The sequence below is a fragment of the Leptolyngbya sp. CALU 1928 genome (assembly GCF_056784215.1).
The window spans coordinates 87455-101140 of the sequence record NZ_JBXBCE010000001.1 but is presented as its reverse complement, the minus strand read 5'-3'; the positions used below and the strand labels follow the sequence as shown (position 1 = coordinate 101140).

At 48.3% G+C, this 13686-nt stretch carries 5 protein-coding genes; 1 reads left to right on the top strand and 4 read right to left on the bottom strand.

What is annotated here, in order from left to right:
• Positions 1 to 34: 34 nt before the first annotated feature.
• The 4 genes from AC1S5B_RS00420 to AC1S5B_RS00405 form a co-directional block, all read right to left on the bottom strand.
• The gene (locus tag AC1S5B_RS00420) at positions 35 to 1108 is read right to left on the bottom strand and encodes a glucokinase (protein ID WP_482033746.1); all 1074 of its coding nucleotides are present in this window, start codon (positions 1106 to 1108) and stop codon (positions 35 to 37) included.
• Positions 1109 to 1236: 128 nt separating this feature from the next.
• Positions 1237 to 2367, bottom strand: a complete 1131-nt coding sequence (locus AC1S5B_RS00415; protein ID WP_482033745.1) for a hybrid sensor histidine kinase/response regulator — start codon at positions 2365 to 2367, stop codon at positions 1237 to 1239.
• Positions 2368 to 2511: 144 nt separating this feature from the next.
• Positions 2512 to 6279 (bottom strand): GAF domain-containing protein, encoded by a 3768-nt coding sequence (locus AC1S5B_RS00410; RefSeq protein WP_482033744.1) that lies wholly within the window; start codon positions 6277 to 6279, stop codon positions 2512 to 2514.
• A 23-nt stretch (positions 6280 to 6302) separates the two neighbouring features.
• On the bottom strand, positions 6303 to 7082 hold the full coding sequence (locus tag AC1S5B_RS00405) for a response regulator (RefSeq protein WP_482033743.1): 780 nt from the start codon (positions 7080 to 7082) through the stop codon (positions 6303 to 6305).
• Between the two features lie 506 nt (positions 7083 to 7588).
• Between AC1S5B_RS00405 and AC1S5B_RS00400 the strand changes: the two genes are divergently transcribed.
• Positions 7589 to 13522: an ATP-binding sensor histidine kinase gene (locus AC1S5B_RS00400; RefSeq protein ID WP_482033742.1), complete on the top strand. Its 5934-nt coding sequence runs from the start codon at positions 7589 to 7591 to the stop codon at positions 13520 to 13522.
• Positions 13523 to 13686 lie beyond the last annotated feature (164 nt).

Genomic DNA, 13686 nt, shown 5'->3' with positions numbered 1-13686 from the left:
GTTTCTTGGATTATTGTTATGTTCTACGATACATCTATTCGTTGGGTTCGTTTTGTAGTTGGGCAGCACAAAGCGCTGAGCCAAGCAGCCCCACGCGGGGATTTAGCACCACATGCACGGGAATTTGTGCGATCGCTTTACTGACCCGTCCCTTATCATCAAACGCTTCTAAAAAATCGCCCCGCTGCATAAAGGATAGGTTTTTGGCAGCAATACCGCCTGCAATATAAAGCCCACCATAGGGCAATATTTTCAGGGCAAGATTACCGGCTTCGGCTCCATAAGCCCGCACAAACAAATTCATTGTTTCTTGACACAAGTAGTCCCGGTTATTTTGAGCATATCGAGAAATTGCGGAAGGTAAATCGACTGTTTTCTCTTCTTTGCCAGTCTCCTGTTGCCAAGTCTGGAAAATTTCAGCCATTTCTGGAGAGTCTTCCGCAATGCCTCGGCTTTGCATAAATAGATAGATTGACTCAATGCCCATACCCGACACGACCCGTTCCACCGACACGCGCCCCACGTCGTATCGCTCTTTGAGAAAGCGCAAAAGCTGATATTCCAGTTCGGAGCGGGGGGCAAAATCCGTGTGTCCACCTTCAGTCGCAAATACCCGATAGCCGCCCCGATGCGGGATGACATAGCCCTGCCCCAGACCCGTTCCGGCTCCAATGATGGCGATCGCCCCCGTCGGATCAGGCGACCCCGATCTCAGGGTGCAGATATCTTCCGGCGGCAACGCCAACACGCCATAGCCGATCGCGGCAAAATCGTTGATCAGCTTCACCTGGGGAATGTGCAAACTTCGCTGCAAATCTTCTGCCTGTAAAACCCAGCCTAAATTCGTCAGCTTGGAGGTATCGTGAACAACTGGTCCCGCAATGCCAAAACAGGCGCGTTCCGGCAGTAACTCTTCACCGATCGCATCCTTTGCTTTGCCCATAAACAGCCGCACCATCGGCACCAAGTCTGGGAAGTCGCGGCTAGGATAGGTTTGTTCGTAAAGCGTTTTTAAGGAAGGCAATCTTGCGGACTCTGTTTGCTCAGCTTGCACCAAACGCAATATCGTTTTTGTGCCGCCAACATCCCCTGCTAGCAAGATTGTCATAATTACTATCCACGCTGCTCAGTTTACGTTTTCAATTTTGCGTTGCTTTAGGCTAAGCGTCATCTCCTTTTTGAAAAATGGCGATTGTACGTCACTCAAATACGGATTTCATGGAGTCATGAGATTTGTTAGAGCGGTAGTTTCATGCTAAAGGTCGTGCCACAACCCGCTTGGCTCACCACATCGACGATTCCATCATGCAGTTCCACGATGCGTTTAACAATCGCCAAGCCTAGTCCCGTCCCTGGCAGCTTGCCGACATTACTGCCGCGATGAAATGGCTTAAATAAATGCTCTAAGTCATCCGGGGGAATCCCAATTCCTTGATCTTGCACCTCAAAACAAATTTCTTCATTGGTCGAGGATACTCGCAGAGTAACAGTAGCCTCAGCGGGTGAGTACTTAATTGCATTTCCCAGGAGGTTGCTGACAGCGTACCAGAGAAGCTTTTTGTCAATACAGGCACTAATGCTGGCTGGCTGATAGGTAAAGGTGATGTTGTGTTGTTTGTCCCTATCCCACTGAAAGGGTTCTAGCAGCATTTGGCAAAACTCAACAATGTCACTCATTTCAGGGTGAAAGGGGGTGGCGTGATGTTCGGTGTGTCCTAAAGTTAAGACATCTTCGATCAGTTGATTCATGCTGGTGGTAGACGCTTGAATCTGGTGAAGCAACTGCTGCTTTTTTGCTTCATCTATTTGGCTGCTATGGTCTTTCAGCATCGTGGTGGCGATTTGGATGACTGAAATTGGATTGCGGAGTTCATGAGAAAGGATAGAAAGATACTCAAATGACTGAGACGTAGGGTCATCTGTAGTGGGTTGCATGGTCTCGTTGGGGTATCGCTCCATCAACGCAAGGATGGCGCTTTTTTCTTCTAGCTCTATTTGATGACGAGCTAGCGCAATTTCGATCGCCACGCGCAGATCATTTTTGTTAAAGGGTTTGAGGACATATCCCAAAGGACGGGTTAGTTTTGCCCGTGATAGGGTTTGATCATCGACATAGGCGGTGAGATAAATGATCGGAATTTTATAGCGATCGCGCACTTGATTGGCTAAAGCGATCCCATCCTCTTCTCCCTGAATCACAATATCAATCAAGGCTAAATCAGGTTGAGTTTCGGCAAGTCGTTGCAGCGCCACTTCTGCATCCGCCGCAATCCCAACGACACTGTACCCTAACTCTTGCAAACACCCTTCAATCTCACGCGCAACGAGGATTTCATCCTCAACAATCAAAACCTTCGCACCCACCATATTGCTAGTTGCCCTTCATACTCATTGAGTTTATTTTTTGAGTCCACTTTTGCTCAACGACTCAGGCTGGGAGCCTCTGACAGCGTAACTTTAAAGTCATCATAGACTTTGAATAACTTTAGAAATCCGTTATTTATCTTCAAGCTAAAGCCGCTTACGGTAATCCAAGGCTGAAAAGGTTAATTGAAACCGGGTACCATTGGTAGAATCTAGTTCTAGAGTTCCCCGCAGTTGTAGAGCCAAATCATAAGTAATCTTAAGCCCTAGAGAGTTGAGTTTTTTGAGGTCTACATGGGCAGGAATGCCAACCCCATTGTCTTGAACGATCAGAATATATCGAGTCGGCTGGGATGATTGACGGACGGTTAAATCTGGGGAATCTGAAAGCGTTAGTCCAGCCTGTAAAGCGACTTGTTCTTTGAGCGTGATGCAAACTTCCCCGGATCGCTCATCTGGAAAGGCGTGTTTGACGGCGTTGGTCATCAACTCGTTGAGCAATAAACCACAGGGAATGGCTGTTTCTAGATTGAGGACAATGGGTTGTAGCTGATAGACCAACCGAATTGAGTTGGAATGAGTGTTATTGGCTGCCAAAATGGTGGTTGCTAACCGTTGAATATAGTCATCAAAGTTCAACTGCTCTAGATTGGTAGATTCATAGAGTGTTTCGTGAATCAGTGCCATTGCCTGGAGGCGAGTGCGAGTATCTGCTAGAGCCTTAAAAACGGTTGAATGCTGAGTTGCTTTAGCCTGGAGCCACAGCACGGAGGAGATCACTTGCAGATTGTTTTTAACCCGGTGGTGAACTTCTTTGAGCAAGATTTCTTTTTCTTGCAGCGATGCCCGCAGTTGCGTTTCAATTTGTCGGCGTTCCGTCAGTTCAGTCTGAAGTTGCTGATACAGCGTCGATTGCTGAATGGCGATCGCCAGTTGATTGGCGACTTGCTGCAATAATGCCACTTCCGCCGGTTCCCACTGACGATAATGGGAGCAACTGTGTACCACGAGAATGCCCCAAAGGTGAGGCAAGGTATCCTCAATACTCAGAACAATCGGGGCAACCACTTTGGACTTTACCCTCGCTTCTTGCATAAACTCCACCAGGCACGATGCCCATTCATCCGTTGCTACATTTGGAACAACACGAGGTTTGCCCTGTTGATAGTAGAAGTGGCAGTCCGGCGGAAAACACTCATCTTCCCAACGCATGGCTGCGGTGGTTGGATACTCTGGCAGCACGGATTCTTTTAACACCACACCCGATGAATCTGAAGTTAGGTGAAAAATTAGGGTGCGGTCTACTTGAAGCATTTGGCGGACTTCAGTCACCGTTGAGGTCAAAATGCTGTCTAAATCGAGGGATTGATAAATTTGTTCTGTGACGGTTCTCAACAAATGTTCCCGTCCGGCAAATTGGCGTAGGGCTTGCTCGGCGCGTTTGCGATCGCTAATGTCACTTGCTGTAGTAATCACCTGTTTCACTTCGCCAGTTTCATCTAGCTGGGGGGCTGCTGTGACCAATAACCAAACTCTATCTTGCGAAATCGGTCGATAGACTCCGAGAACAACATTCAGCACGGGCTGACAGGTTTTAACTGCCACTAGCATTGGATACTCAGCAATTGGCATGGGCGAACCATCTTCCCGCACGATATCCCAGCGGGGCGCAAGCAGTGTGCTGTGCTGCATTTCGTCGGCTGTCACTTCCATTAATTCCAAAAGTTTTGAGTTAAACAGCAGCGGTGTCAGGGTTGCATTGAAGACGACAACTCCCACCTGAAGATCTTCAATCAAGGTGCGGAGGCGGTTTTCGCTAACTTGAAGCGCGGCTTCTGTTTGTTTGCGTTCGGCTTCTACCCGTTTGCGATCGCTAATATCGGTTATACGCACTAGATTCATTTGCCGTTCTGCCACCTGAATCTGCTTAGACGCAAGATTGCCCCAAAAGTAGCGCCCCTTCAGGGTGCAGTACTCAATTTCTTGACTCCAGACTCCGTTTAGCTTAAATTCTTGGCGCGCCGCAGCCAGTTCTGCGTCTGTAAAAGGGATTTTGTGCAGACTGTGCCCTTGAATGCCAACCAAATTCTGGTTGTGATCGGCTTCAAATAGTTCGATCGCTCGCTGGTTACAATCCACAATCAATAAGGAGACTGGATCAACCAGAAAAATCGCATCTGCCGATTCTTGAAACACGGCTTCAAACAGATCTCGGCTTTTTTGTAGGGCGGCGGTGCGCTCCTGCACTCGTTGTTCTAGCTCCTGATTAAGCTGCTGTAAGGCGGCTTCCCCTTGCTGTCGTTCAATTTCGCCGCCAATCCACTGCGCCATCAGCTTAATGATTTCCTGATCGGCTGGCTGGATCAAGCGGGAACAGGGAGTGATACTGGTAAAGCAGAGAATGGCATGGACTGTATTTTTAACTTGAACTTTTGTACCCAGGTAGGTTTCGGTGCCAAAGCGGACATAGCTGGAATGATTGCGCCACTCGGTCGCGCCCACATGCTGAATACTAAAGGGTGCTTCCATTTGCAGAGCCTCGCCACAAAAGGCTTCGTTGACATCGTAGACCAAACCCTCAACCCAGTCTGGCAGTGGCGATTGGGTGGCGATCGCCCGACAGATATCCGCTTCCACAACTGCCATCATCCCATTGTCAAGCTGAAAGTAGCGGCAGCCGACCGCCAGTAATTGCCGGAGTTTTTGCTGAAAGTTGAGATGTCGGTCTGAGGTTACCTGATAGAGTTCTCGTAGCACGGCTTCTCGCGCACCGAGTTCTGCTTCGATGCGTTTACGTTCAGTCAGTTCTCGTTGTGCCTGTTGATAGAGATTTGCTTGCTGAATGGCGATCGCCAATTGATCGGCAACCCGACTTGCCAGATGAATTTCATCCTTGGTAAAAGTAGCTGGCAACGGAGACTTGATCCCAATCAAACATCCCCAGACGGTGCCATTCACTTCCAAGGGCACCATTAACCGCACAACGGGATCGCGGAGTTGAGCGATCGCTTGGTTCACCGGATCGGTCAGGGCGTGCATATCCTCAATCAAGACAATTTCTCGCTGCTTTAACCGCTGAGCAATCGGATTATTCTCATCTGGAATCTCGACTCCCAGAAGTGAGAGGGCATCGGGTTTGCGAATATGTTCTGCGATCGGGATTGAGCAACGGCGCTCTGGAAAAGCTTGGAGAATGCCAACCAAATCCAACTGCAACAGTTCGGCAAACTCGCGGGTTGCGGTTGAAAAGATGGTTTCCAGATCCAGAGAGTTGCGAATGGTTTGGATCACCCGGCTAAATGACTGCTCTTGGAGGGCTTGCTGTTGCAGGGCAACTTCTGCCTGTTTGAGTGTTGTAATATCTCGGCTTGATCCAACTAAAAATTTTTGCCCGCGATCGGTTTGGAAGCACGCCTTTTTCGTCAACAACCAGTGAGTATCACCATTTGGGGCTGTCAGCGGTTCTTCCGTCACATCTTCTAACCCCGTTTGAAAAACAAGCTGATCCTTCTGCCGGAAATGATCGGCTTGTTCTTTCGGAAAGAAGTCATAGTCGAATCGACCCAGAAAGGCTTCCTGAGAAATACCCACTAAATCACAGACGGCTTGATTGACTAGAACGAATCGAAACTGCTCATCCTTCACAAAGATGGTGTCTGAGATGACATTAATAATCTGGTTAAGAAATGCCTTAGAGTCTTTTTGGGCTACTTCTACCTGGTGGAGATCGGCTACTGGGTGGAGATCCGCTGCATCCACGGGAAGGCGATCGCGAAGTTCCTGTTTTTTCTGCCTAGCACGTTCTCTGGTACGTTCTCTGGCACGTTCTAAAGAGGCACCCACTAGGCCACCGATCGCCATTGCGAAAAGCACGATTCCCAATTGGATGAGGGTATCTCCCTTAGTAATCAACATACCGTTCATTCCCTAAATACTGCTTAGAAGCACCGAAATTTCTTGGGGGTCACGCCCACAATTCGTTTGAAATGAAGGGCAAGATGGCTGGGATTGGCAAACCCACACTCGGCAGCAATTTGAGTGATCGCCAGTTCCGATTGTTGTAGTAGCTGTTTAGCCCGCTCCACCCGCTGATAGATCACATATTGATGAAAGGATTTGCCTGTTGATTGTTTGAATAATCGCGCAAAGTAAGAAGTCGTTAAGCCAACTTCACTTGCCAAGGTCTCTAAACTCAACTCTTGATTGAGGTGATTGTCAACATAGTCCAACACCTTCCGGAGTTTGCTAGTTGGTAGCCCGTCTGGCTGCATGTGGTTATGGAGACCTACGGGCGAACTGTCGCTGGTTTCGGGCGATCGCGGCTTGCTCTGATGGGTTGATTCAGAGTGCAGGCGAAATAGGGCGAGTTCAACCTTCACTCGCAAATCGGTTTCAGTGAATGGCTTAAGCACATAGCCAAAAGGATGAGTTACTTTTGCCCGTTCCAACGTAGCGGGGTCAGCGTAGGCAGTAATGTAGACGATTGGAATCTGGAAGCGATCGCGAATTTCTTCAGCTAGGGCAATACCATCCTGGGTCCCAGGTAGATTAATATCCATCAGCACTAAGTCAGGCAATACCTCAGCCACTTGCGCCAGCACTCCACCCGCCGCAATTTCAATCCCAACTACTAGATAGCCCATTGCGCCTAAGTGACTCTCAATTTCTCTGGCAATTAGGATTTCATCTTCTACGATCAGAATCCTGGCTCTTCCCATTCACTAATCAACCTAATTGAACAGCAGTTTAACGGTTTATGGCAGTTTAACGGAGTTCATCTGGAATTAAAAAGATTACTCACGCGATGTGCGACTTTCCCAATCTCCCTCACCCTAAATCCCTCTTCCTCCTCTGGAAGAGGGACTTTGAGAAACTCTTGCTCCCTTGCTCCTGCATTGGGAGTAGACCGCAGGGTGTGCGGAGCAGGGGCTGGGGGATGTAGCTTGCTTCCTGTAGGGTGGGCTGACTTTAGTTGCACATCAGGTTTACTCCTAATTTTTAATTTTTTGAGTAAGTTCTTGCAATGCAGAACAAATTTCTGCTCTATATCCAACAATTTATTAATTAGCAATCGCTGTGATCAGTGCAGTGAATTAAGATCAAAGGCTTTCTTTTTCCATCTTTTATCTGTTATGTGAAAGCTGGTTTTTTCTTGGGAATACTGGACACCAAAAGTAACTAAGTCAATATTCAAAAATCTGTTCTTTTAAAGGAGTAGGATGCTATGAACATAGCAGCGAAAGATGACTTGCCAGGGTATTGCATTACTGAACAGATTTATGCCGGAACAAAAACATTCGTTTATCGAGGAATTCGTGAATTTGATCAACACCCTGTGGTTATTAAGCTGTTGCGAAATGAGTATCCCAGTTTCAGCGAACTGGTGCAGTTTCGCAATCAATACACGATCGCCAAAAATCTACACTCTTTCGGTGTTATCAAGCCTTACAGCCTAGAGTTCTATCGCAATGGCTATGCTTTAGTCATGGAATTTGGTGGAGGTTCGTTGTCAAAACATGTCAGGGATCAAGACAAGAGAAGCTCTGCTTCATCTCCAATCCACTATGCGTTAACCATTGCTGATTTTCTGGCGATCGCCCTACAGCTATGCGATATTCTCAACGAACTCTATCAACATCGCATCATCCACAAAGATATCAAGCCTGCCAACATTCTGATCAATCCAGAGACTAAGCAGGTTAAGCTAATTGACTTTTCTATTGCCTCACTGCTGCCCAGAGAAACTCAAGACATTCAAAATCCGAATGTTTTGGAGGGAACGCTTGCCTACCTCTCGCCTGAACAAACTGGACGGATGAATCGAGGCATTGATTATCGCAGTGACTATTACTCGCTAGGAGTGACGTTCTTTGAATTGCTGACGGGGCAACTCCCGTTCCAGTCCAATGACCCCATGGAGTTAGTGCATTGTCATATTGCAAAACAGCCGCCTGCGTGCCATCACCTGAATCCTGCCGTTCCCACGGTACTCTCCGCGATCGTCAACAAGCTGATGGCAAAAAATGCCGAAGACCGCTATCAAAGTGCGTTGGGATTGAAACATGATTTGGAGCAGTGTCTCATCCAATGGCAAAAAACAGAGACAATCACAGCCTTTAACTTGGGGCAACGAGACATTACAGACCGTTTTCTGATTCCCGAAAAGCTCTACGGACGGGAACGAGAAGTTGCAGCCTTATTATCAGCTTTTGAACGAGTGTCGGGCAGTGTTGGGAGCGAACTCATCCTGGTTGCAGGGTTCTCTGGCATTGGCAAAACGGCGATCGTCAACGAAGTGCATAAGCCCATCGTGAGGCAGCGGGGTTACTTCATCAAAGGCAAATATGACCAGTTTCAACGCGACATTCCCTTTTCTGCCTTTGTGCAAGCCTTTCGCGATTTGATGGGACAATTGCTCTCCGAATCTGATGGGCAACTGGAGCAATGGAAAGCAAAAATATTGACCGCAGTGGGCGAAAGCGGGCAGATCTTGATTGAGGTAATTCCTGAACTGGAACGCATCATTGGCACTCAACCATCGGTGGCTGAGCTTTCTGGAGACGCGGCTCAAAATCGATTTAATCAGTTGTTCTCGCGGTTTGTTCAGGTATTCACCACGCCAGAGCATCCGTTAGTGATCTTTATTGATGATTTGCAATGGGCGGATTCCGCGTCATTGAAGTTGATGCAGTTATTAATGGGTAAAGCGAATCCCCAGTATCTTTTGTTTATCGGTGCTTACCGAGATAATGAAGTCACTTCAGCCCACCCTTTCATGCTGACCGTGGATCAGCTTCAAAAGTCAGGTGCAGCGATCTCAACGATCACGCTGGCTCCCTTGACGCAGCAATCGGTCAATCAGTTAGTAGCAGACACACTAAGCTGTTCGCTGGCGCTGGCAACCCCTTTGACTGATTTAATTGTGGGCAAGACGAAAGGCAATCCATTCTTCACGACACAGTTTTTGAAAGCGCTGTATGAGGATGGGCTGATTACATTTAATGGCAGTGGGAACCACTGGGAGTGCGCCGTTGCTCAGGTGCGATCGCTCTCCCTCACCGAAGATATTGTCGAGTTTATGGCAATTCAGCTTCAGAAATTGCCAGCAGAGACCCAGGAAATCCTGAAACTGGCGGCATGTATTGGCAACCAATTTGATTTGGCAACATTGGCGATCGTCCACGAGAAATCCCAGACGGAAACCGCTTCAGACTTATGGAAAGCGTTGCAAGAAGGATTAATTCTGCCCCAAAACGATGTTTACAAGTTTTATCAGGAGCCAGAAGCCAGAAGGCAAGAGTTAAAAGAACCAGTCATGGCTTCTGGCTCGTGTTGCTACAAATTTCTCCACGATCGCGTTCAGCAAGCCGCCTATTCTCTGATTCCTGACCCACAAAAACAACTGACGCACTTTAAAATTGGGCAACGACTGCTTGACGCGACCCCTGCACACGCACGAGATGAAAAACTGTTTGAAATAGTCAATCAATTGAATCAGGGAGCCAGCCTGATCGTCAGCCTAACGGAGCGCGAACAGCTAGCAACGCTCAATTTAACGGTCGGACAAAAGGCAAAAGCTTCAACCGCCTACACATCAGCACTGGACTATGCAGTTAGAGGTATCCAACTGCTCACCGCCGATGGGTGGCAATATCACTACTCATTGACCCTAGCTTTATATGAATTGGCGGCTGAAGTTGCTTTTCTCAGCGGTGATTTTGAGCAAATGCAGCAACTGTCGGCGATCGTGCTGCACCATGCCCAACGCTCGCTAGACACCATCAAAATCTATGAAGTGAAGATCTTGGCTGACGTAGCACAAAGTCGGCAACCCGAAGCGATTAAAACTGCCCTCACGATCCTGGAACAATTTGGCGTGGAGTTTCCAGCCCAGCCCAGTGCAGCCGATATTGAGCAGAGTTTGCAAGAAACTCAGAGGCTTCTGGCAGAGACACAACTGGAAGAGTTGCTGAACTTGCCGGAAATGGTCGATCCTGACGCACTGGCAATGATCCAGCTTCTGGCAGCCGTGACTGCCGCTGTCTATCAAGCCGTTCCAGCACTCCTCCCATTAATTGTCTGTCAGCAAGTCAAGCTATCCGCTCAACACGGCAATGCCACTGTTTCGACCCTGGCATACGCTTGGTACGGCGTAATTCTTTGCACCAGTGGCGAGATTGATTTGGGCAATCGGGTGGGTCAACTAGCGCTGGATCTGCTGGCTCAATCCAAACATCAAGGATTCAAAGCCAGCACGATCAACATGGTCTATCCCTTTGTCAAACCGTGGAAATATGCGGTTCGAGAGTCGCTTGCACCGTTGCTCGAAGGGTATCATAGCGGTCTGGAGATGGGTGCGCTGGAATATGCGGCGTACTGTGCCTACAATTACTGCGCTTTATCTTTTTTCATGGGCAAGGAACTGGTTGCTTTAGAGTCGGAAACAGCCCTCTATGGTCGGGCTTTGGCACAGCTTAAACAGGAAGTAGCGTACAACTATCTCAACGTGTTTCATCAATCGACGTTGAATCTGAGTACAAATTTATGGGAGAAAACCCAAGAACCCTGGCAGTTTCATGGTACAGCCTATGATGAAGCCACCATGCTGCCCTTGCACCAAACAGCGAACGATCTCTACGCGATCGGCACGCTCTCTGTTAACAAGCTGCTGCTTTGCTACCTATTTCAAGCCTGGACAGAAGCGATCGCCGCCGCAGATTGCGCCCAAAATTATCTTGACGGGGTAGCTGGCAGCTTCATGGTGCCGATCTTTCACTTCTACGATTCGCTGACGCAATTAGCGACGTTGCGGGACAGATCAGAGCTAGAGCAGCAAGGCTTATTGGAGCGGGTGAGTGCCAATCAGCAAAAACTGCGCTATTGGGCAGACCACGCCCCGATGAATCATTTGCACAAATTCTATTTAGTGGAAGCTGAGCGTCACCGCCTTTTGGGTAATCGGGCAGAGGCGATCGACCTATACGATCGCGCCCTTACTGGAGCTAAAACGAACGGTTTTATCCAAGAAGAAGCCCTAGCCAACGAACTCGCTGCCCGGTTCTACCTCGACTGGGGTAAAGAGCGGATCGCTCAGGACTACATAACAGCCGCCTACTATGCCTACAGCCATTGGGGAGCCGCTGCTAAAGTCCATGATTTAGAACAGCGCTACCCAGAACTGTTAGCCCCGATTCTGCAACAACGCCAACAGTCACTCACTGCTACTGAAACCATCATTGCTGCATCCTCCCATGCCAGCAAAACTTCCACTTCCACTGATGCTTTGGAAGCGTTAGATTTGGCGGCGGTGCTGAAAGTATCTCAAACCTTGTCCAGCGAAATTGAACTCGATAAGTTAGTGTTTGCATTGCTGGAAGTGGTGGTCGAAAGTGCAGGTGCCCAGAAGTGTGCATTGATGCTGTTGCAGGATAACTGTCTGATGCTGGTAGCAGTCAATTCTGCTGAAGCCTGCCCGATGACCTTGCATCATGTTCCGGTAGAAGATAGCCAGGAAGTTCCCATCAGTCTGATCAATCGGGTTAAACGCACCCTTGAGCCAACCGTCATTATGGATGCAACTCATCATCCATCTCTCGCCTCTGATCGGTACATTCAGCATCACCAGTCGAGAAGCGTGTTATGTATGCCAATTATTCATCAGAGCAAGCTCCTAGGCATCCTGTATTTGGAAAATAATCTGGTTACGGGAGCATTCACGAGCGATCGCGTTGAACTGCTCAACCTTCTGTGTGCTCAAGCCGCAATTTCGCTGGAAAACTCACGCCTCTATCAGCAGTCTCAGATTTATGCTCAACATCTAGAACAGTCGCTAGAAGAGTTACAAGCCACTGTATACGAGCGCCAGCAAGCTGAAATTGCCATGCGCCAAAGCGAAGAGCGGTATCGCTCTCTAGCAACCGTGACTTCTCAAATCGTTTGGGTCACCGACGCAGAAGGGCGGGTAGCTGACATCCCCAGTTGGAGAGCCTATTCAGGGCAAAGTGTGGAGGAGGTCAGGGGCTTTGGCTGGGCGGAGGCAGTTCACCCAGACGACCGGGAGCGCACTCTCGGTATTTGGAGTCATGCAGTGAAAACCAAAAGCTGGTACAAAACCGAATATCGTATTCGAGCAACCGATGGTAGCTACCAGTACTTTTTTGCCCAGGGGGTGCCTATCTTGGCAGAGGATGGCATCATTCAGGAGTGGGTAGGCACTTGCACCAATATCGACGATCGCAAACGGGCGGAAGCCGAATTGCATCAGCGCACTAGAGAGTTAGAACACACTCTGCAAGAACTCCAGAGTACCCAAACGCAAATGATTCAAGCAGAAAAAATGTCGAGTCTGGGGCAATTGGTTGCTGGAGTTGCCCACGAAATCAATAACCCAGTGAACTTTATCTATGGCAACCTATCTCACGCCGACGACTACATTCAGGATGTTTTAGAGCTGTTAGAACTGTACCAGCAGTACTCCACTCCTCATTCTGCGATTGAGGCAAAAGCGGCGGCGATTGATCTCGACTTTTTAGTAAAAGATCTGCCCAAACTACTCTCCTCTATGCGCGTTGGGGCAGATCGGATTCAAAAAATTGTGGCATCCCTCCGCACTTTCTCCCGCATGGATGAATCTGAAATGAAAGCGGTTGATATTCATCAGGGAATTGATAGCACGCTGATGATTTTGCAACATCGGCTCAAAGCTCGATCAGATCGTTCTGTCATTGAGGTTGTTAAACACTACGACAGCCTGCCTTTGGTGGAGTGCTACGCGGGGCAGTTGAATCAAGTGTTTATGAATGTGTTGAGTAATGCGATCGATGCGATCGAAGAAGAGCTTGTGAATCAATCAAATAGCTCCACTCCCACCATTACCATCCGCACTCAATTAATCCAGCCAAATCAAGTCAAAATCTGCATTGCTGATACTGGCGCAGGAATTCCAGAACCTGTGCGAAAGCGTTTGTTTAATCCATTCTTTACGACAAAACCAGTCGGAAAAGGAACTGGAATGGGGCTATCGATTAGCTACCAAATTGTCGCTGAGAAACACGGTGGATCGTTTTCCTGTCAGTCAGAGCTTGGGCAGGGAACAGAGTTTATCATTCAAATTCCGTTACAGCAGCAAAAAAGTAGCAAAGACTCTGTGGCTCTCTAAAAGTTACAGCCTAGATTGCATCCTTTGTCAGTAGCGCTTCTAGGTGCTTTAGCATCAGAATAAACTCAGAGAGAAGCAATGGAGCTTCCGAAGACTCAGCCGAACGAAGGAGGAGAATGAGTCAATCAGCAGGGGTACTTCATGCTCATTCTAAGTAAGGTGGA

Coding starts and splice junctions, on each gene's coding strand:
- AC1S5B_RS00415 (WP_482033745.1), bottom strand. CDS start 2,367: ATGGTGGGTGCGAAGGTTTTGATTGTTGAGGATGAAATCCTCGTTGCG.
- AC1S5B_RS00410 (WP_482033744.1), bottom strand. CDS start 6,279: ATGTTGATTACTAAGGGAGATACCCTCATCCAATTGGGAATCGTGCTT.
- AC1S5B_RS00405 (WP_482033743.1), bottom strand. CDS start 7,082: ATGGGAAGAGCCAGGATTCTGATCGTAGAAGATGAAATCCTAATTGCC.
- AC1S5B_RS00400 (WP_482033742.1), top strand. CDS start 7,589: ATGAACATAGCAGCGAAAGATGACTTGCCAGGGTATTGCATTACTGAA.
- AC1S5B_RS00420 (WP_482033746.1), bottom strand. CDS start 1,108: ATGACAATCTTGCTAGCAGGGGATGTTGGCGGCACAAAAACGATATTG.